The sequence below is a fragment of the Arenibacter nanhaiticus genome, assembly GCF_900141935.1.
GTDB classification, from domain to species: Bacteria; Bacteroidota; Bacteroidia; order Flavobacteriales; family Flavobacteriaceae; genus Arenibacter; species Arenibacter nanhaiticus.
Map to the genome: position 1 here is coordinate 1 of NZ_FQYX01000022.1, position 19,624 is coordinate 19,624.

Below are 19,624 nucleotides of genomic sequence, written 5' to 3' on the forward strand. Positions count from 1 at the left end.
CAGCTGGCCCCTTACTCCAAATGCTGCTGTGCGGTCCTCTATTTTCTTTTCTCTTTGAACTTCCCTATCATATGACTAAAAATGTATTTGTTCAATATTAACCAAAAGTCATATTGACCGGTAGTCCCGCAACATGCGGGGGAGGTACTGATTACTGTTCACCGTTCACCGATTATTTTTTCCACATTGTTTATTGCTAATTGTTAACTGAAATCCTCGCGTTAGGGATCGCAGCGGCATCCCCGCAGCAAAGCAAGGGATACAGCGGAGCGCCCGACCGACGCAGGAGGGAACGCCCAAACACTAGGCCCAATTCTAGGCATCCGAAATAAAAAAGTGCTCCATAAAAGCCTAAGACCTTATGGAGCACTTTTTTAATACATTTCGTTGTTACTATTCTGTCTTCAACCAGGCTTTTCTAGCTTTTAATACTTTCCTAGATGGTTTGTCACCCTCTTTTTCCATCAGGTGGATGCTGTAGGCAGGGTTGGCTCCTAAAACAACTTTGGTGGTCTTGGGAACGCCATAGCGGGTGTAGGCAACCGTAAGGGTATCGCCTACCTTAAATTGCTCGATGAATTCATTAAAACTTTGCCCTTGGGTCAATGGCATATTATTAATGCTGGTAATGACATCGCCACTAGACAAGGCTGCAGCATAGGCAGGACCGCCAATACTGGGGTTGCGTTGAATGATACCGCTGCCAAATTGGTTGACGGATACACTGGCCCCAAAATAAGGTTTGTCTAAGTGCTGTTTTAAAACCACGCCTACCGAAGCAAACAGGTTTTCATAATCGGGCATACCGCTTTCGTAGATATAATTATTAAAAAACTGGTCACTAAAATCCTTTCCGGCGTATTGGGCTAGGGTGGTATGTAGGTCGGCTACGGTATAGGGAATTTCATCTTTGCCATAGTTTTGCCATACCAATTTCATATAGTCGTCTAAATTTAATTTCTCTTGTCTTAGGGATAAGTCCAGGGCAAGTCCCAATACGCTACCGTAAGAGTAGTAAGAGATAAACGTATTTTCCCTGTTCACAGGATCTACGGAGGTGGCGGCATCTACAAAAGGAGCCTGATAGCTCATTTCAATTGGATTAAAGAACTGTCTGGCAGGAGAAGTCCACACATAATTAAATGTGCCCGTAATACCTTCTACATATTGCGCTGGGGTAATGATACCCGCCCTACAGAGGATAAAGTTGGTGTAGTAGCTAGTAAAGCCTTCTGCAAACCACAGTTCCCCGCTCATATTGGCTTGAGCATAATTAAAAGGCTCTAAGGATTGTGGTCGTATGCGCTCTACGTTCCAACCGTGGAAAAATTCATGGGAAACGGTGCCAATATTATTTTTCATTCCCCCTTCTTCCAGTCCTTCGGTATCGGTAAGAATGGTAGAATTTCGGTGTTCCATTCCATCCCCGGAAGCATTCGGGATATAACAGGCTAAAAAGGTATACTTGTTAAAATCGTATTGTGGCAATTCGCCAAAAACGTCTCTTTGGGCCAGGACAATCTTTTTTACCTGCTCAAAATAGGTGTCCAAGGCGGCTTCGGTGCCATTGTGGTGAAGGACAAATTCTATGGTTTGGGTGGTACCATTGTCCTCTACCTCAAATTGGCGAATGGCATGGTTGCTAATTTCAACCGGGCTATCCATAAAGTACTGAAAGTTTGGTGCCGCAAAGCTTGTTGCTGACAACTGCTGCATTTGTGTCGCTACTTTCCAGTTTAGGTCTTCTCGTACCTTAAAATCTACCTTTATGTCGCGGGCTGTTAGTGCGGGGGCATACATAAAGGTGGCCGGAATATTTAAATGGGCATGGGTTTCATCGATCTGGGCATAGGTACCATCACCGCGATTGGCAAAAAGGGTGTAACTAATAGTCACTTCTCCGTTATGCTCCAGAATATCCCATTGGTAAGGATTAGGGCGTTGTATTTTTAAAAGCTTCCCGTTGCTATCGGTAGCCTTAAAATTGTAAACGTTTTTTGCAAATTCGTGTATGGCATAGCGCCCTGGGGAAGAACGTCCCATACGTACCGACAAAGTGCCGGGAGCCAAATCGGGAAAAGTAGCCTTTATTTCGGCCTCATGGTGAACGGCATTTTCAAAAGAGATGCTGTATTGGTTGGTTTGTGCCTTTACATTTGCGGTAAGGACAAGGAATAAAATGCTTAAAAAAATATTTTTCATAAGAGAAATACGTTGTTACAGATTTTTTTTGCTAGGCGTTATTTTTAATAACAGTGTGAGGCGAATATACTATTTAAAAAGAGGAAATGCTACATTTGTACAATGGTGGAGCTTCCAAAACGGTTACAGATAAAATTATCGGAAAGGGCGACTAACAATGCGTTGCGCCAACTTCCTATTGCCAATCATTTAATAGATTTCTCGTCCAATGATTATTTAGGTTTTGCCAGGGACGAGGCTGTTTTCAAGATGGCTTCCGAAATACTGCGCAACGAAGGCATCCGTACCAATGGAGCCACGGGCTCTAGACTTTTAACAGGCAACTCCGAGCTCTATGGGCAGCTAGAAGCCCTATTGGCCAAATTTTACGATACCGAGGCTGCTTTGGTCTTTAACTCGGGTTACGATGCCAATATCGGATTTTTTTCTTCTGTGCCCCAACGGGGCGATGTAGTGTTGTACGATGAGTTATGCCATGCGAGTATCCGCGATGGGATTGGGATGAGTAATGCCCAACATTATAAATTTAAACATAACGATGTAGAGGATCTGTACCGGAGTATAGAACGGGTTAAAAGCAAGAATACAGATAGTATCATATATGTAGTCACCGAATCGGTATTTTCCATGGATGGCGATGCCCCGGATTTGGAAGCTTTAGCGATTTTATGTAAGGCTAATGGCTGTTATTTGGTGGTTGATGAAGCCCATGCCGTTGGAGTATATGGTGAGAAGGGCGAAGGTTTGCTGCATCAGTTGGTGCAACAAGATAAGGTATTTGCCAGAATTATAACTTTCGGAAAGGCTATGGGCTGCCATGGCGCCGCCATCTTGGGCAGTGAGGCTTTAAAAAGTTATTTGGTGAATTTTGCCCGAAGTTTTATCTATACAACTGGTTTGCCACCACATTCCTTGGCTACTATCTTAGCAGTTCATCAACGTTTGGAGAACAACGGACAAGTAGGAACCCCTTTTGGAGGGATACAAACCCTTAAAAATAATATTCAATTTTTTAACGCTCGGCTAATCGCCTTGGGCTTGGAACAATATTTTATACCTAGTAACTCGGCTATCCACTGTTGTTTGGTACCCGGAAACAAGCAGGTGAAGTATTGGTCTGGCCAATTACGAGAGAAAGGCTTTGATGTAAAGCCTATTATGTCTCCTACCGTACCCAAAGGCCAGGAACGATTGCGGTTTTGTATTCATAGTTATAATTCCGAAAATCAAATTAATAGCCTGTTGTTACATTTAGAGATGTTGGTTCACTTGTCTGAAAAATAGGTCAAAAGTCAAGTTTTATATACAAATTGACATATTTATTAATATCTTAAGCTTGTAAAAGTAACTAGGCAATACATCATATGGAGTATCAATTTTATACCCTTGCCGCCTTTGAATATTTTGCCGATGTGCAGGCAGTTAAAGGGCGATTGGAATCTGAAGGAATTCCGGTTTTCCTAAGGGACGGGAACATCCTAAATTCAGATCCAATGATCAGCCATGCCATTGGCGGGGTCAAATTACAAGTGTATTCCAGCGATCGTGAGCGGGCCCAGGAAATTTATGATGAAATAAGGGCTTATGCCATGGACGACCACGGTAATTTACGAACATGCCCCAATTGCAAAGCCCAAAAAATGGAAATCTATTACAGAAGGAACAATGTGTTCTACAAACTGTTTCCTTTTTTTGAAAAGAAAAAGTACAAATGCCTTAAGTGCGAATTTATAACTAAACCCCAGTAGTATGAAGCAGTTTTTTGTAACCGGAATATCGACCGATGTAGGGAAGACCCTCGTAGCGGCCATATTGACGGAAGCCTTGGAAGCAGATTATTGGAAGCCAGTACAAACCGGAGCCCTGGAAGACTCCGACAGTGCCACCATAACCCGCTTAATATCGAACGATAAAACGGTTATACACCCCAATAGCTATTCTTTTAAAGCTCCTATAAGTCCGCACGAGGCAGCAGCCTTGGAAGGGGCGCATATAGACCCGAATAAAATACATGAGCCCGAGACCGATAACGATTTGGTCATCGAAGGTGCCGGTGGGCTGTTGGTGCCTTTAAACGATAGCGATACCATCTTAGACCTTATCATGCCGGCTTATAAAGTGATCGTGGTTTGTAACCATTATCTAGGAAGTATCAATCACTCCCTTTTGACCATAAATTGGTTGTTGGGGAAAGGGTATGATGTTTCCATAGTGTTTAATGGAGAACCCAATAAGGCTTCAGAAGAAATTATTCTTAAAAAAACCGGAGTCTTGGTATTGGGAAGGATAAAAAAAGAGCCTATTATAAATAAGGACATCGTTAAGGCTTACGCCAAAGAATTTAGAAAGGCCTTAGTTGTGGCATAAAAATCAGTCGCACTTGACAATTTTAATAACACCCTCCCTTTTTTAGCAAAAAAAGGGAGGGTGTTTTGGTATTGGCAGTTTTATCGGGGGTTCTATATTGGGTATTTTTTAAAAATGGGCTCTTTAAATAGAGGGATGTTGGGTTTGAGGGACCACTTATTAGCATATGGTAGCTATTAGAGTCAAAAAAATCGTTACCTATAAAAAGTCGAAAGGTGGTTTTGTTTTTATCATTATTCCTCATCTTTGCAGGGATATTTTAAAACTGTACACCAATTGAAAAGTCTTTCAGAAAGAGATCAAAAGCATCTTTGGCATCCGTTGACCCAACATAAATTACATTCTAAAATGCTAGGGATTGTAAAGGCAAAGGGAGCGGTATTATACGATGAGGACGGAAAAGAATATGTAGATGGAATTTCATCATGGTATACTTGTATGTATGGTCATTGCAACGATTTTATTATCGAAAGGGTATATGCCCAAATGCAAAAACTAGATCAGGTGGTCTTCAGTGGATTTACCCATGAACCGGCGGTAGCCCTTTCGGAAGCCTTGATGCAAGTTTTGCCAGCGAATCAGGAAAGACTATTTTTTTCCGACAATGGTTCCACGGCTACCGAGATCGGTATAAAGATGGCCTTACAGTACCACCATAACCGAGGAAAAAAGCGCTCTGTATTATTGGCTTTTGAGGACGGTTTCCACGGAGATACCTTTGGGGCAATGTCGGTTTCGGGATTATCGGTCTATAATGGCCCTTTTGAAGACTATTTTATAGATGTAAAACGCATTCCGGTACCCACAAATGAGAATATCGATAGTATAATCGATCAGTTAATTAACGACATCGATCTGGATACTATTGCCGGATTTATCTACGAACCCTTAATTCAGGGGGCAGCTGCGATGAAGATGCACGACGCAGTCGGATTGGAGAAAATATTGGCATTGGTAAAATCTAAAGGGGTATTGGCCATCGCCGATGAAGTAATGACTGGCTTTGGAAAAACCGGAAAGCATTTTGCCTCTGATTATTTAGAAGTAAAACCCGATATTATCTGTATGTCCAAGGCGCTAACGGCCGGTTTGGTCCCTATGGCCATTACCAGTTGTACCCAAGAAGTGTACGACGCCTTTTATAGCGACGAGATTGCCAAAGGGCTTTTTCACGGGCATACCTATACGGCAAATCCATTGGCTTGTACTGCGGCTTTGGCCGGATTGGAGCTACTTGTCTCTGATGAAATCCAAGAAAATATAACGCGTATTATACAATGGCACCAAGACTTTGATGCCGAGATAAAAGACCATCCAAAAGTATCGGCTACTAGGCAAACAGGGATTATTTATGCCTTGGATCTAAACGTACAAATGGAGCGATACGGTAATTTAAGGGACCGCTTGTTTCAACATTTTATGGATAGCGGGGTGTTTTTGCGCCCATTGGGGAATACCATTTATATTTCGGCACCTTATGTGACCACCAAGGCACAGATGGATAAAATTTATACGAGTATTAAAGCTGTATTAGAATTTTTGTAACATGACAAACGACCCTATTTCCATTACCGCCATTGCCTCTGTTTCGGCTATAGGCCTAACATTACAAGAGGCTTGGGACAATTACAAAAAACAGCGGCATTTTTTACAGGAAAAACAAATAGGGGACACCCTTGCTTGGGTGGCCAGTTTGCCCGAACATGCAAAAGCAGCCATTGAAAAATTGGCGGCCTCCGATTCTAAATACAGTAATCTTGATGGTACCGTTTTATTTGCGCTTTTGGTTTCTCGCATGGCTATTGACCAAGCAGGCTGGACAGGGCAGGATACTTTTGGGATCAATATAGGCTCGTCTCGTGGTGCCACCGCCTTGTTTGAAAAATATCACCGCGAATTCTTAGAAGAAAACCAATCTTCTACCTATGCCTCACCCACGACTACCTTAGGGAATATCTCCTCTTGGGTAGCCCACGACTTACAAACCCAGGGTCCGGAAATCTCCCATTCCATCACCTGTTCTACCGGGCTACATTCGGTTTTGAACGGTATTGCTTGGATAAAGGGAGGTATGGCCAATAAATTTTTAGTGGGCGGAAGTGAGGCGCCATTGACTCCGTTTACCATTGCCCAAATGCGGGCCTTAAAGATATATTCCAAAATGGACCCCAACGAGTCCCAAGGGTTCCCTTGTAGGGCCTTGGACCCGCACAAAAAACAAAATACGATGGTGCTGGGCGAAGGGGCATCGGTAGCCTGTTTGGAAAAGGGAATAACGGACAATGCTTTGGCTGTTATAGCGGGCATTGGCTATGCCACCGAACCTTTAGAACACAATATATCGATCTCTACGGATGCCATTTGTTTTCAACGCTCCATGAAAATGGCCTTGGGAGATTTGGCTGCAGAAGAGGTAGATGTGGTCGTCATGCATGCCCCGGGTACTATTAAAGGCGATAGGGCCGAGGTACTTGCTATCGAGAAAATATTCGGAGATCGCCTTCCGGCACTGACCACCAATAAATGGAAGCTAGGACACACCTTTGGTACTTCCGGTATGCTTAGTGTAGAAATGGCCGTTTTAATGCTGCAACATCAAGAATTTATAGGAGTCCCTTTTGTCTCTCATGAGAGGGCTCCAAAAAAGATCCGCAAAGTAATGGTGAATGCCGTAGGTTTTGGCGGCAATGCCGTGAGCATTCTTCTTAGTAAGGACTAAGGCCACAATTTCTGTCAACGGTTAGGAGAGTGCCCAGCTTTAATTTGGGCACTCATTAAAGCATAGCTTATTTTACTTACAAAATAAGCTCGACTTTCTGTATGAAATACTGTTTTTTGTTTATCTTACCTACACCTAACCAACACACTACAGAATTATGGCACAATGGTTCGAGGCGTTCTCGCTATTCGAAAAAATTTATTGGGCAATCGCCGGGATCTCATCGGTTATATTGTTCATTCTGCTAATACTTACCTTAATTGGCGGTGAAACCGACGGTTTAGAGGGCGATGTAGATGTAGAAATAGAAGGAGATACCGGCATTGAATTCCAATTTTTATCCCTTAAAAACCTAATGGGTTTTTTCACCATTTTTGGTTGGAGCGGCATTGCGTGTTTGGAAGGAGGTCTTTCTATGGGGCTCACGCTACTAATATCGCTCCTCTGCGGTTTGCTAATGATGTTCGCCATGGCTTCGCTGTTCTATTATTTAGGAAAACTTCAAAGTAGCGGTACCTTAAAAATAAAAAATGCCTTGCACCAAACAGGGGAGGTATATATCACCATTGGCGCCAACCGCTCAGAAATAGGAAAAGTCAGTATCAAGGTACAAGGTACCCTTCGCGAAATGGAAGCGATAACCGATGAGGAGAAAGACTTGGTCATGGGAAACGTGGTACGGGTAAAGGATATTACAGATAACGGACTATTGATTGTTGAATTACTAAATAAATAACCCTATGCTTTTATTTCCTTTGCAGTTAGGCGGTTCCGCCGCTTTACTAGGTATTGGCCTTGCCATTCTATTCTTTTTTATTATTGTAATTTCTTTTATACGACGGTATAAAAGGTGTCCTTCAGACCGCGTTCTAGTGGTCTATGGAAAGGTCGGTACCGGCAATTCTGCCCGCTGTATTCATGGCGGGGCTGCTTTTATCTGGCCGGTAATTCAGGACTACGAGTTTTTAGATCTTACCCCTATTTCCATAGAGGTAAATTTGGTCAATGCACTGAGCAAGCAAAATATACGTGTAAATGTGCCTTCTAGATTTACCATCGGGATTTCTACCGAGCCGGGGATTATGCAAAATGCCGCGGAACGTCTTTTAGGGCAGGGCATGCAGCAGGTACAGGATTTGGCCAAGGAAATTATTTTTGGACAGCTGCGTTTGGTAGTGGCTTCTATGGATATAGAGGAGATAAACTCGGACCGGGACAAGTTTCTAACGAATATTTCCAAGAGTGTAGAGTCGGAACTGAAGAAGGTAGGTTTAAAGCTGATCAACGTTAATATTACCGATATCGTAGATGAGTCCGGCTATATAGAGGCCTTGGGGAAAGAAGCGGCGGCCCATGCCATTAATGCGGCCCGTAAATCGGTAGCCGAAAAGAACCGAGACGGATCTATTGGGGAGGCCAATGCGCTACAGGACGAACGTACCCAAGTAGCGGCGGCCAATGCCCAGGCCGTAGAGGGCGAGAATACGGCAAAAATTGCAGTCGCTAATTCCGATTCCCTACGCCGCCAAAGGGAAGCAGAAGCGGAGCGCACGGCGATTGCGGCCGAAAAGGTGCAGACCGCCAAGGCCTTGGAAGAATCCTATGCCGCAGAGAAAGATGCCGAATTGGCCAGGGCCGATAGGGAGCGCAGTTCACAGATGGCCGATATTATAGTACCGGCAGAAATAGACAAGAAAAAAGTAGAAATCGATGCCGAAGCCGAGGCCGAAAGAATCCGTAGACGTGCCAAAGGAGAGGCCGATGCCATTCTTTTTAAGGCACAAGCAGAAGCCCAAGGGTTGTTGGAGGTATTGACAAAACAAGCCCAAGGACTTGACGAAATTGTAAAGGCCGCAGGCAATAATCCCAAGGACGCCGTGCTATTATTGATCGCCGATAAATTGCCGGAACTGGTGAAAACCCAGGCCGAAGCCATTAAAAATATTAAGATAGACAAGGTAACCGTTTGGGATACGGGCGCCAATGGTGCCCAAGGGAAGAATTCTACCGCCAATTTTATATCGGGGATGTACAAATCCGTACCGCCATTGCAGGAAATGTTCAATATGGCGGGCATGCAATTGCCAGAATATCTTAAAGGTAAGGGTGTGGATGCCACGGAAGATTCACAAGAACCAGCACCAAAAACGACCGAACCCAAGGAATAGTCGAATAGCCCTTTAGGGATTGATAATTTTTTAGAAGATAGGTTTTGGGCGTTTCCCTAACGGGCCGCGCCCTTGGCTATATCCCTTGCGCTGCTGCGGGGATGCCGCCGCGGTCCCTAACGCAGCATTCCATTAACAATTTCCAATTAGCATAAATCAATTTTGGGAAATGAAATGAGCAAGACCGAAAACTGGTCGCAAAGGCGAATGACGATATACGAAGTACATAGGACCCTTAAAAAACAATAAATGGCTAGCTATGAAAATGAGGTGATTTGACAAGCAAGCAATTGGGCCCTAATAGCCTATGTTTTTGCGTTAATTCTATGTTTTTATATACCGGGCGCCCTTGAATTTAGAAATAGAGAATCGATTTTTATTATATCTGTAGATTATAGGTTATTTTTGAACCTTAAAACGAAGACGGCTTAGGGATTGCAGCGATATCCTTTTCTTTTTTTCTTTGGTGCCTTGTACTGATATTGGGGGAAAAGAAAAGATAAAGCGTAAAGCCCGACCCCGTTTTTCATTGACCATCTTGGAAAAGAAGGCCTTTTTAGGGTTGTTTTTCCGAAACAAGGGGAGAATGAAAAACGGGGGAAGCCCCAAGAAATAACTATTTATGAGCAAAGTAAGACATAACTGGACGAAACAGGAAATCTTAGATATTTATAATAAGCCGTTTATGGAGTTGCTGTACGAGGCGGCGACCGTGCACAGGGAAAATCACGACCCTAATACAGTACAGGTATCTACTTTATTATCCATAAAAACGGGTGGTTGTCCAGAAGATTGTGGGTATTGTCCGCAAGCGGCACGGTACCATACCGATGTGGAGGGCAATGATCTAATGTCTGTTTCCCAGGTCAAAGCACAGGCTTTACGAGCAAAAGCTACAGGTAGCTCTAGGGTGTGTATGGGGGCAGCATGGAGAAACGTTAAGGACGGTCCTGAGTTTGAAGAGGTCTTGGAAATGGTACGTACCATTAACAAACTAGACATGGAAGTGTGCTGTACCTTGGGGATGTTGACCGAAAATCAGGCCCACCGATTGGCCGAAGCCGGTTTATACGCTTATAACCACAACCTGGATACTTCCGAGGACTACTATAAAGATGTAATTTCTACCCGTGCTTTTAAAGACCGTTTAGATACCATTGACAACGTTCGTAAGAGTAATGTTACCGTTTGTAGCGGTGGTATTATTGGAATGGGCGAGGCTTTGGAAGACCGTGCCGGAATGTTGGTGGCCTTGTCTACTTTGGATCCTCAGCCGGAATCTGTGCCTATTAACGCCTTGGTAGCCGTAGAAGGAACGCCAATGGCCGATTTGCCTCCGATCTCTATTTGGGATATGGTTAGAATGGTCGCTACGACCCGTATTATTATGCCAGAGACCCAGGTGCGTTTATCTGCCGGACGTACGCAAATGAGCAGGGAAGGACAGGCAATGTGTTTCTTTGCAGGTGCCAACTCTATCTTTGCCGGCGATAAATTGCTGACCACTCCAAACCCGGATGTTAACGAGGATATGGAGATGTTTAAATTATTAGGACTAAACCCGCAAAAACCGTTTACCAAGGTATCGCAGCCTAAAACGGTAGAAGCTGCGGATTCTGAATATGCTCCTTTGGGCGAGAAGCCAAAATGGACCCGACCAGGGCATACCATAGACCGTAACGAGGCTGCCAAACAAAAGGCCAAAACAGCGGAATAATATAAGAGCCTGTAAGGAAGTTTAAAAATTTCCCTACAGGCTTTACTTTTCTATAGCGTTATAGCTGCTTTTAACTTTTGGTTTTTTTACTTTAGGGAAAATTTAACCACATTACTTTGAATTTAGAGGATATTCCAAGAGTAGCAACCCTAACTAGGGAGGATTTTCTCAATAACTATTTCAAGCCACAGAAACCTGTGGTCATCGAAAAGTGTATTGGAGAATGGCCTGCCTATTCTAAATGGAACTTTGAGTATATACGTCAGATGGCCGGCGATAAAATGGTGCCGCTGTATGACGATAGGCCCGTACACCATAAGGACGGATTTAATGAGCCCCATGCTCGGATGAAGATGTCCGATTACTTGGACCTGCTACAGCGCGAACCGACAAAATACCGAATTTTTCTTTGGAACATCCTTAAAGAGGTGCCAGAGCTACAGCAAGACTACCGCTATCCCGATTTTGGGTTGCGGCTGATGAAAACCTTGCCCATGCTATTCTTTGGCGGTGCCAATTCGCATACCTTTATGCATTACGATATTGATTTGGCCAATATTTTCCATTTTCATTTTGAAGGAAAAAAGGAAGTGATATTGTTTTCCCAATCCGAAAATAAGTACCTGTATAAGGTGCCACATTCTTTAATAACCCATGAGAGCATAGATTTCTCCAATCCAGATTATGGGCAATGGCCGGCCTTAAAAAAGGCTTCTGGCTATAAAACGCAATTGTCGCATGGAGAGGTACTGTATATGCCAGAAGGGTACTGGCATTATATGAAATATATAACCCCTGGTTTTTCTATGAGTTTACGGGCTATTGCCCGTAATCCTGGAAATTTGGGACAGGCATTTTACAATGTACTTGTTATGCGGTATTATGATAATATGATGCGGAAGTTAAAAGGGCAGCAGTGGATAGACTGGAAAAACAAACAGGCCGTAGAAAGAACAAATAAACAGTTGTACGATTTGTAATTTGCGGTGCTATAGATAATTTGTAAATTCATAAATAAACTAGCTTGCTCGGAAGTTTATTATTAAATGTATTGTTTAATTAAAACGACAACAAATGAAAAAAGGATTATTAGTAGCATGTTTGCTTTTAAGTATAGGATTTGTAAGTGCACAGGCCTACCAAGGAAAGGGAGATAGTAAGTTTCAGATAGGAGCCAACTTCCAGACCAATGGAACTGGAATAGTAACTACCTACGATTTTGGGATGGGCGAAAACTTTTCTATGGGACTTCAGGGGTCGTATATTTTAGGGGTCGAAAAAACTATTGGTGCCGATTTTGGTGACCGTATAGATCTTAAGGCACGTTTTAATGCCAATTTAGGAAGTGTTATGAATTTAGGGGAAATGGTAGATGTGTATCCTGGATTGGACCTAGGACTGAGAAATTTCGGTGGCCATGTAGGGATGAGATATTTTTTCAGCGATGGTTTTGGAATATTTAGTGAATTGGGCTTTCCTTTGGCAAAATATAAAACTGAAAATTTGACGCCAGCTGAAGAGCTAAACAACCAAGTAGTATTTAGTATAGGAGCTTCTTTTAATCTTAATTAAGGAGCTTTTGAAGGTTTGACCCCCAGGGCAAAGCCTAGACGGTTACAATAAAAGAAGCATTGCCTAAAACTCCCTATAATATAAGGTCATGGGTTTAGGCAATGCTTTATTTATAGGTGGTTTTGTGGTGTGTCGGGGGCTAGGTGCCTACAGACGACTTTTGCGAGTATAGAGCACTATTGGGTATGGCAATATTTTGGTTGGACAGTCTTTTTGTAGTGTCCTTGTCCGATACCATTTTATTTTTTAGGGACTGGTTCAAATACTTTTTCATACACCAAACTACTCTCCCAGCCTTGGTACAGTAGGGAATCGGCCAGGTTTTTACGGCATTCTTGTATGTCTTTTTCCTTTATTTCCAGGAATCTATTAGTTTTTCGATACCAATACTGCCGTCGGAGACATAAATATTGTCCCAATAAAGGGTGTCGTTTTTCTTTATAAATACTTTATAGTAGCCAACCTTAAGCCTTTCTAGAGGGAGTGCTATCTCGGTGGCATTTTGGTCTGGAAACCTTAGCTCGGATCGCGAATCGATTTCATTTTCAGTATAGATATCCGAAGTCAGTATTTCGCTAAAGCCTATTTCTTGGAAAGATTTTTTGGCCATACTCGGTATGATCCAAACATTGGATATTTTACTAGTAGCAGAAATGTACAAGGTTCCTATTGGTGGATTGGGAAAAGCGATGAAATTATCTTTGTTGTTACTATTTGGATTACCCAATAGTATGGGTGCTGAGTTTCTAGAGCTTCTAATATGCATGCCGGTTACTATATCAATGCTGGTTGGGTCACCTAGGATGTTTTCCTGTGTGTCCTTGTCACAGCCCAGCGTGCATAATGAAATAAGGCTTATAACAAGTTTCTTCATATGCTGTGTAGTGTAAGGTTGGTCTTTTTTTTAATGTAGAGGTCCTAATTTAGTCGAATTTTTGGACTTCTATTTCTTTTTGGTGGGGATTGCCATTACCTAAATGGGGTCTAATTATGTTTAAATTTAAATAAGGTCCGTAAGAGGCTTAGGAACGAGGAATTAGCTCAAATATCTTTTCATACACCAAACTGCTTTCCCAACCTCGGTATAATAAGTAATCGGCTAGTTTTTTTCGGCATTTTTGTAGGTCCTTTTCCCTTATTTCTGCCAATCGTTTTTTTGCAAGGGTATCTAAAGTAGTATGATAGGCTTCGGGCGTTATTTCTTCCAAGGCAGCTTTAATAGTAAACTTGGAAATATCACGTTGTTTTAGCTCGTTGACAATTCTGTTCTTGCCCCATTTCTTAATGTTGAATTTCCCTCTGGCAAAACTCCGTGCAAAACGTTCTTCGTTGAGGTAGTTTTCTTGGATTAAAAATCCTATGACATGGTCTATGGCCTCTGGGATCATTCCCATTTTCCGGAGTTTTTCTTGTACTTCCTTATGACAACGGTCCTGATAGGCACAGTAGCTTTCGAGTTTTTTAGTGGCTTCGCTTAGGGTATATGTTTTTTTAGGTGCTATCATGCTATGGAGGTTGGCCTTTGGGCAAAATTATCATTTTCAATCTCAATACCGAACTCTTTTTCCTTAAACCTATGCCTTAGGGAGCTGTTTTGTCTTAAAAAAAATTGGGCGAAGGTTTAACTCAATTTATTTTATAAATAAACATGGAACAGGCCTGATGGGAATGTTAAATAGTGGTATTAAGTTCTACATTTTGGAATGGGTAACTTTTCATTTTATAATATTCATTATATTCACGCCTGCAAATAATTAAAATTATGGTTTATATAATGAAAAGGACTTCTAAATTATTTTTAGCCGGATTGGGATTGGTTTTGGCCTCATTTTCCACAACCGCTTACGGACAGGAAACAAAGCAGTTGGAGGGAAGATGGAATATGGTCATTTCCAAAGACGGTAAAGAGCTTCCTTCGTGGTTAGAAGTGCGGCATTCTGGTTCCCACACCCTAGTGGGGCGTTTCGTATATGCCATGGGTAGTGCTAGGCCTATTTCGGAAATAAAACTAGTGGGCGACAAATTTAGGTTTGCCATTCCTCCACAATGGGAAGAGGGAAATTCCGATTTGGTGTTTGAAGGTACGATGGATGGCGAGGCACTTGAAGGAACTATGTTGTACACAGATGGTAATACCTATGACTGGGTAGCCAAGCGTGCTCCAATACTTAAGTATACGGACAAGGTTGTTTGGGACAAACCTATAAAATTATTCAACGGGAAAGATCTAAACGGATGGAAGGCCATGGGGGAAAACCAATGGGTTGTTGAGAATGGCATCTTGAAAAGTCCACATCCGGGAGCTAATTTGATGTCTGAGGAGAAGTTCACCGATTTTAAATTACATGTAGAATTCCGTTACCCAGAAGGCAGTAACAGTGGTATTTACCTTCGTGGGCGATATGAGGTACAGATTATAGATAGTAAGGGGTCTGAGCCTTCTGATATCCTTTTTGGAGGGGTTTATGGATTTTTAGAGCCTAATGAAATGGCTGCTAAAAGTGCCGGAGAATGGCAGACCTATGATATTACCCTGATAGGGAGAAGGGTGACAATAGTTGCCAATGGTAAAACAATTATCAATGACCAAGTGATTCCAGGGATAACAGGTGGCGCTTTAGATAACGACGAGGCCGAAGCTGGTCCGTTTTTAATTCAAGGAGACCACGGTCCGGTCGAATTTAGAAATATAGTGGTTACACCAATTAAGAAAAGTAGCCAAGCTAAGTAAAAAGTAGGCTTCGTACAGCTTGTGAATAAAATGGATCTAGCACTTTGGCACTAGATCCATTTTTTTATTGCCATAAAAAAAGACTGCCCTTACGAACAGTCTCCTGCTAACAAAATAACCAAATAGAATAAGTAGGTATATAAGAAATTTAGGATTCAATCCAGTTGCCCTTGGAGTCGGCATACAATTCCAATTCACTGCCGTTTTCCAAGCTTACTTCTAATTTGTACCCTTCGGCATCATCTAGATAGGCTTTTTCGATAATGGCTCCCGGATAATCTTTTTCCAAGGCCTTGATGATTGTATTGGGTACCGATTTTATTTTTATTTCAGTATAGTCCATTCCGAATATTGCTTCCATAATTCCGTCGTGAAAAATAGGAGGGGCAGCAGTTACGTTGTGTAAACTTCCTATGGCCATTGCTGTTGCGAATACTAAACTTTTCATATGTATATTTTTTTTTGAGGGTGCTTATATTATTTCTATGGAATAGAGAAAGAATTGTGCCAATTATGAAAAGAGTAGTAGTATTGTTGTAAAGCCCAAGATACAAGGTGTTTATAGGAATTTGCTTGTTTTTAGCTACTGTGTTAAAGTGTATACCAAAAGAAAAAGGTGTGTAATTATTACACACCTTTTTGTTTCGTTTACCAATAGGTATGGTCTTGGACTATTGCACCTGATGGGCTGGTTTTAATAAGTCGTTGACCGTTTTAACAGGATTGAAGGTAATTAAGGGCACTTCTACAAAGATCGTATTCCAAAAGGCCATGGCGCCATTCCACAAACCAGGTAATTCCATGGCTTGCAATTCTTTGCCTTCTTGCGTTTTTTGGGTGATAAATCCTTGTTTACTATCCACAAAATCTAGTAAATTATATTTTTCGCCTTTGTAGTTCCGCACGCCACAAACTAGATCTACCGGGTTAAAATGGGTCGCATTTTTCATGATATCCAATTGTTGTGGGTTGTTGGCATCTACTTGTGCCGATTCTATGATCTGCAGGGATATTTGGTCTTGTTGGTCTTTTATCCAAAAAGGTCCGCCTCCCGGTTCTCCTTCGTTTTTAACCATTCCGCATACACGGATAGGTTTATTGATTTTTTCCTTTAAAAGTTGGGTTTGTGCTGCTGGGGCCAACTCATTGTAAGTATCTGGAAAACGTACGTTTAGTTCTTTTTCCAAAAACGCTTTTATTTTGGACAGGGTATCTTCGCTAAGTTGGCCCTTGTCTAAAGTTTCGGCGTATTTAAAGGCTTTGGATTGTAATTCCATGAGGAAACCTGCCAATATTTTTTTAGATTTTTCTACTTCTTTCAAAAACCTAGGGACGACTACATTATCGATGTTTTTGATAAAAATGATATCGGCATCTTGTTCGTTTAAATTTTCGATGAGGGCGCCATGACCTGCTGGTCTAAATAAAAGAGAGCCATCCGAATTACGGAAAGGGCTGTTGTCCATATTCACGGCGATGGTATCCGTAGACGGTTTTTGAAACGAATAGGATACGGAAAAGGTGGTGCCAGTATCTGCGGACACCCTTTCCCCTGCCGTCTTAAACTCTTCTTTGAACATTTCGGCATGCTGTTCGGAGATGGTAAAATGTAGCTTGGCCGTGTTGTTTGCTTTGGCATAGGCATCTGCCTCTTTTAGGTGTTCCTCAAAAGGCGTTTCGGTATGGTCGGCATACTTGTGAAAAGGCAAAAGACCTTTTGGGTAAAAGCCAAAATTTAATCCCTCGGACAATAGCATTTCCTTTACAAAAAGATGTTTTTCCTCATCGGGCGTCGCTGCCTTTCCTGCTATTCGATCTTGGATGAGGGTATAGAGGCCAAATTTCTCGTAGCCTTCGAAAAAGCGCTTGGCATCTTTATCGTTTGTTCTTAGCAAATAGGCATCAAATGTTTCGTTTTTAGGATCGTAAGCATCCAAAAAGTTAAACATAGCCTTAAACATCCGGGAAGCAGCTCCGGAGGCCGGTACAAATTTTAATAGGGATAGATTCTCTATGGCCAATTCAAATTGGTGCAGGTAATTTTCTTCTTCGGAAGGCGAAAATTTAGAAATACCATCTCCTACTACGGCGGCTTTCTCTAGTTTAACAAAAGGAATACCTTCCTTAAAAGTAGCAATCTGGTCCAAGACCTTGTTCTCTGAGATACCTTTATTTTTTAATTGTAACTGATCGTCTTTAGAAAATTTCATACTGCTCAATAATTGGTTAATATGTGACACAGCCTTTGCTAGTCGGGTTTTTTTATCTCCCGACAATATAATAAAATTCCTACTATGTTTTTCTAAAGTTTCCTTGAAAAGTAAAAACATTTGCTCTCTATCATTGGGTTTGTCCCTTAAATCGTCTTTTTCCCAAGGAATATCGATATCTGTTAAGAAATATATATCGTAAGTGTTTTCTAGGGCATGTTTTTCCAGCACTGGATCGCAATAACCCAGATAGTAGGCTTCGGAATACACTTTGGTTTCCAAGAGGTCGGTATCGCAGATGAGTACATCGGAAGCTTTTTTTGCCAAGGAGTTTTCTAGCCTCATTTGCCCTTCGGCAATAGGGAGTAAGTCTTTGGGTTCGCATGCCTTGCGTTCATCGTTCCATTTGTTTTGTAAATACTCGCGAGCATATTCCGGTACCCAAACGGAGTTATAGTACTTTGCCAATTGTCTGGATAAGGTTGTTTTACCAGTTGATTCGGGTCCGAATAAAACTACTTTTATGAGGTCTGTTGGGTCTTGTTGATATCTTTTTTCCATGAATAATAACCTTGAACGGCCAATACGGTAAATATAAGGTATTGCAAGGAAAGTATCCCAAGCCCACGATAGGCGTACAAGGGTACCGTAATAATATCGGCAATAATCCAAAGGGTCCAATTCTCCAGTTTTTTTTTGGCCATATACCACATGGCAGTAAAGAACAGGCCAGAAGTGAAAATATCAATGTAGTTGACGGTTTCTATTCCGTGGTCAAAACCTATATAGACGGCATAAGTGATTATAACCGTAAGCAAAAATAGCAGTATCCCTATTAATTTTTCTTTGGTAGTGGTCCTCGTAATGGGGAGGACTGTCTTATCGCCTTTTTTTCTGCTCCAGTAATACCAGCCATAAATACTCATTATAGAATAATAAAAGTTTAGGGTCATATCGCCAAAGTACCCTGCTTTATAAAGGAGATATACTGAGATTGCCGTAGCCACCAAACCTGTTGGGAATACGAGAATGTTTTTTTTCTTGGCATAGATAACGCTGGCAATACCAAAAAAGAAGACTAAGAATTCTAGAAAGATGTCATAAAGAGAAGTAGTGCTATAGGGGCCTAAAAAAAAATCTATAATGGATTCCATAAACACTTCTATAGGATTTTGCGATCTTCGGCCATAAGCGGTCGTATCAGTTTCGAAGGCCGAAGGTGAGTTTCGGTGTTGCTCACAAAACTTATAAAGGAGCAGGGGAGTGCCTTCCGAAAAAATTAAATTTTAATAGCGTACACACAGGTAAAGCCCTCAAATTCCAAGAATTTTATAGTGTATTCACTCGATTTTCCTTTATATAGGATATTTCCTGTGGTTTCTGAGTCATCTGACAAGGAGAAATCTTTAATATCGATATGGTGTAAAAAACTAAGCCCGTGTTGAGAGTAAATTTTATAGAGCGATTCTTTGGCACCCCAAACAATGGTGAGTTTTCTAATCAAAGCATCGTAATTTGCTACGGTCTTATATTCCTCCAAGGGAGTATATTTGCTAGCGATCCGAAGAATTTTTTCGCGTTGCATTTCTATATCTACCCCTACTTCTACATTGTCCGAAACGATGATGCCTGTAAACTCGTGCGAATGGGTAATAGAGATATACTTGCCGTTGGTAAGGTGTGGTTTCCCCGCTTCGTCATAATATAGGTCATGGTCTACCAGGCCGACGGTGGCGAATAAATGCCGGATGCTTAAATACCCTTTTCGGTGAATTTCGGACTTCATGGACTTTAAGCGGTTCACGGAGTTTTCGGTCAAGGCAATGCCTTTCCGAAGTTGGTCTTCGGTTTCTTCAACTTTCCAAATCAGGATCTTAACATGGGATCCTTCTGTTATTGTTTTGTAAAGAGGCATTACTTTATTTAAGTTATTACTAC

At 41.8% G+C, this 19,624-nt stretch carries 18 protein-coding genes; 11 read left to right on the plus strand and 7 right to left on the minus strand.

The features are described 5' to 3' along the window. Positions 1 to 393 precede the first annotated feature (393 nt). The gene (locus BUA16_RS12690) at positions 394 to 2,202 is read right to left on the minus strand and encodes a M61 family metallopeptidase (protein ID WP_072765131.1); all 1,809 of its coding nucleotides are present in this window, start codon (positions 2,200 to 2,202) and stop codon (positions 394 to 396) included. 102 nt (positions 2,203 to 2,304) lie between these two features. Here BUA16_RS12690 and BUA16_RS12695 point away from each other — a divergent pair, with 102 nt between their 5' ends. The 10 genes from BUA16_RS12695 (at position 2,305) to BUA16_RS12745 (ending at position 12,745) form a co-directional block, all read left to right on the plus strand. Then, complete coding sequence (locus BUA16_RS12695; RefSeq protein ID WP_072765132.1) at positions 2,305 to 3,486, plus strand: aminotransferase class I/II-fold pyridoxal phosphate-dependent enzyme; 1,182 nt, start codon at positions 2,305 to 2,307, stop codon at positions 3,484 to 3,486. Between the two features lie 80 nt (positions 3,487 to 3,566). Beyond that, on the plus strand, positions 3,567 to 3,950 hold the full coding sequence (locus BUA16_RS12700) for a putative signal transducing protein (protein ID WP_072765133.1): 384 nt from the start codon (positions 3,567 to 3,569) through the stop codon (positions 3,948 to 3,950). 1 nt (position 3,951) lies between these two features. Continuing rightward, on the plus strand, positions 3,952 to 4,569 hold the full coding sequence (gene bioD / locus BUA16_RS12705; protein ID WP_072765134.1) for a dethiobiotin synthase: 618 nt from the start codon (positions 3,952 to 3,954) through the stop codon (positions 4,567 to 4,569). 276 nt (positions 4,570 to 4,845) lie between these two features. Then, positions 4,846 to 6,114, plus strand: a complete 1,269-nt coding sequence (gene bioA, locus BUA16_RS12715) for an adenosylmethionine--8-amino-7-oxononanoate transaminase (protein ID WP_072765198.1) — start codon at positions 4,846 to 4,848, stop codon at positions 6,112 to 6,114. A 1-nt stretch (position 6,115) separates the two neighbouring features. After that, positions 6,116 to 7,288: a beta-ketoacyl synthase N-terminal-like domain-containing protein gene (locus BUA16_RS12720; RefSeq protein WP_072765136.1), complete on the plus strand. Its 1,173-nt coding sequence runs from the start codon at positions 6,116 to 6,118 to the stop codon at positions 7,286 to 7,288. A 157-nt stretch (positions 7,289 to 7,445) separates the two neighbouring features. Then, positions 7,446 to 8,024, plus strand: a complete 579-nt coding sequence (locus BUA16_RS12725; RefSeq protein WP_072765137.1) for a hypothetical protein — start codon at positions 7,446 to 7,448, stop codon at positions 8,022 to 8,024. Positions 8,025 to 8,028: 4 nt separating this feature from the next. Then, complete coding sequence (locus BUA16_RS12730; RefSeq protein ID WP_072765138.1) at positions 8,029 to 9,456, plus strand: flotillin family protein; 1,428 nt, start codon at positions 8,029 to 8,031, stop codon at positions 9,454 to 9,456. A gap of 622 nt (positions 9,457 to 10,078) precedes the next feature. Continuing rightward, positions 10,079 to 11,173 carry a biotin synthase BioB gene (bioB, locus tag BUA16_RS12735; RefSeq protein WP_072765139.1) on the plus strand — a complete coding sequence of 365 codons (1,095 nt, stop codon included), beginning with the start codon at positions 10,079 to 10,081 and terminating at the stop codon, positions 11,171 to 11,173. A 110-nt stretch (positions 11,174 to 11,283) separates the two neighbouring features. Then, positions 11,284 to 12,153: a cupin-like domain-containing protein gene (locus tag BUA16_RS12740; protein WP_072765140.1), complete on the plus strand. Its 870-nt coding sequence runs from the start codon at positions 11,284 to 11,286 to the stop codon at positions 12,151 to 12,153. Positions 12,154 to 12,247: 94 nt separating this feature from the next. Next, positions 12,248 to 12,745: a DUF6646 family protein gene (locus BUA16_RS12745; RefSeq protein ID WP_072765141.1), complete on the plus strand. Its 498-nt coding sequence runs from the start codon at positions 12,248 to 12,250 to the stop codon at positions 12,743 to 12,745. A 352-nt stretch (positions 12,746 to 13,097) separates the two neighbouring features. On the opposite strand, the gene BUA16_RS12750 is transcribed toward BUA16_RS12745, so the two are convergent. Continuing rightward, positions 13,098 to 13,619 carry a hypothetical protein gene (locus BUA16_RS12750; RefSeq protein ID WP_072765142.1) on the minus strand — a complete coding sequence of 174 codons (522 nt, stop codon included), beginning with the start codon at positions 13,617 to 13,619 and terminating at the stop codon, positions 13,098 to 13,100. A 148-nt stretch (positions 13,620 to 13,767) separates the two neighbouring features. After that, a complete protein-coding gene (locus BUA16_RS12755) occupies positions 13,768 to 14,250 on the minus strand; it encodes a regulatory protein RecX (RefSeq protein ID WP_072765143.1) in 483 nt (160 codons plus the stop codon). Positions 14,251 to 14,519: 269 nt separating this feature from the next. Between BUA16_RS12755 and BUA16_RS12760 the strand changes: the two genes are divergently transcribed. Continuing rightward, positions 14,520 to 15,476 (plus strand): 3-keto-disaccharide hydrolase, encoded by a 957-nt coding sequence (locus BUA16_RS12760; protein WP_072765199.1) that lies wholly within the window; start codon positions 14,520 to 14,522, stop codon positions 15,474 to 15,476. 148 nt (positions 15,477 to 15,624) lie between these two features. Here BUA16_RS12760 and BUA16_RS12765 read toward each other — a convergent pair whose 3' ends face one another. The 4 genes from BUA16_RS12765 to BUA16_RS12780 all read right to left on the minus strand — a co-directional run bounded on the left by BUA16_RS12765 (position 15,625) and on the right by BUA16_RS12780 (position 19,601). Beyond that, positions 15,625 to 15,924 (minus strand): hypothetical protein, encoded by a 300-nt coding sequence (locus BUA16_RS12765; RefSeq protein WP_072765144.1) that lies wholly within the window; start codon positions 15,922 to 15,924, stop codon positions 15,625 to 15,627. A gap of 223 nt (positions 15,925 to 16,147) precedes the next feature. Continuing rightward, positions 16,148 to 18,247: a DUF4301 family protein gene (locus BUA16_RS12770; RefSeq protein ID WP_072765145.1), complete on the minus strand. Its 2,100-nt coding sequence runs from the start codon at positions 18,245 to 18,247 to the stop codon at positions 16,148 to 16,150. Next, positions 18,208 to 18,840: a nicotinamide riboside transporter PnuC gene (gene pnuC / locus BUA16_RS12775; RefSeq protein WP_072765146.1), complete on the minus strand. Its 633-nt coding sequence runs from the start codon at positions 18,838 to 18,840 to the stop codon at positions 18,208 to 18,210. Before pnuC ends, BUA16_RS12770 begins: the two co-directional genes overlap by 40 nt. A 125-nt stretch (positions 18,841 to 18,965) precedes the next feature. Further along, positions 18,966 to 19,601, minus strand: coding sequence for a 4'-phosphopantetheinyl transferase family protein (locus tag BUA16_RS12780; RefSeq protein WP_072765147.1), 636 nt, complete (start codon positions 19,599 to 19,601; stop codon positions 18,966 to 18,968). Between the last annotated feature and the right edge of the window lie 23 nt (positions 19,602 to 19,624).

What these genes read in the sequence shown, in the direction of transcription:
- BUA16_RS12690 (WP_072765131.1), bottom strand. Translation starts at nt 2,202, where the DNA reads ATGAAAAATATTTTTTTAAGCATTTTATTCCTTGTCCTTACCGCAAAT.
- BUA16_RS12695 (WP_072765132.1), top strand. Translation starts at nt 2,305, where the DNA reads ATGGTGGAGCTTCCAAAACGGTTACAGATAAAATTATCGGAAAGGGCG.
- BUA16_RS12700 (WP_072765133.1), top strand. Translation starts at nt 3,567, where the DNA reads ATGGAGTATCAATTTTATACCCTTGCCGCCTTTGAATATTTTGCCGAT.
- bioD (WP_072765134.1), top strand. Translation starts at nt 3,952, where the DNA reads ATGAAGCAGTTTTTTGTAACCGGAATATCGACCGATGTAGGGAAGACC.
- BUA16_RS12720 (WP_072765136.1), top strand. Translation starts at nt 6,116, where the DNA reads ATGACAAACGACCCTATTTCCATTACCGCCATTGCCTCTGTTTCGGCT.
- BUA16_RS12725 (WP_072765137.1), top strand. Translation starts at nt 7,446, where the DNA reads ATGGCACAATGGTTCGAGGCGTTCTCGCTATTCGAAAAAATTTATTGG.
- BUA16_RS12730 (WP_072765138.1), top strand. Translation starts at nt 8,029, where the DNA reads ATGCTTTTATTTCCTTTGCAGTTAGGCGGTTCCGCCGCTTTACTAGGT.
- bioB (WP_072765139.1), top strand. Translation starts at nt 10,079, where the DNA reads ATGAGCAAAGTAAGACATAACTGGACGAAACAGGAAATCTTAGATATT.
- BUA16_RS12745 (WP_072765141.1), top strand. Translation starts at nt 12,248, where the DNA reads ATGAAAAAAGGATTATTAGTAGCATGTTTGCTTTTAAGTATAGGATTT.
- BUA16_RS12750 (WP_072765142.1), bottom strand. Translation starts at nt 13,619, where the DNA reads ATGAAGAAACTTGTTATAAGCCTTATTTCATTATGCACGCTGGGCTGT.
- BUA16_RS12755 (WP_072765143.1), bottom strand. Translation starts at nt 14,250, where the DNA reads ATGATAGCACCTAAAAAAACATATACCCTAAGCGAAGCCACTAAAAAA.
- BUA16_RS12760 (WP_072765199.1), top strand. Translation starts at nt 14,520, where the DNA reads ATGAAAAGGACTTCTAAATTATTTTTAGCCGGATTGGGATTGGTTTTG.
- BUA16_RS12765 (WP_072765144.1), bottom strand. Translation starts at nt 15,924, where the DNA reads ATGAAAAGTTTAGTATTCGCAACAGCAATGGCCATAGGAAGTTTACAC.
- BUA16_RS12770 (WP_072765145.1), bottom strand. Translation starts at nt 18,247, where the DNA reads ATGGAAAAAAGATATCAACAAGACCCAACAGACCTCATAAAAGTAGTT.
- pnuC (WP_072765146.1), bottom strand. Translation starts at nt 18,840, where the DNA reads ATGGAATCCATTATAGATTTTTTTTTAGGCCCCTATAGCACTACTTCT.
- BUA16_RS12780 (WP_072765147.1), bottom strand. Translation starts at nt 19,601, where the DNA reads ATGCCTCTTTACAAAACAATAACAGAAGGATCCCATGTTAAGATCCTG.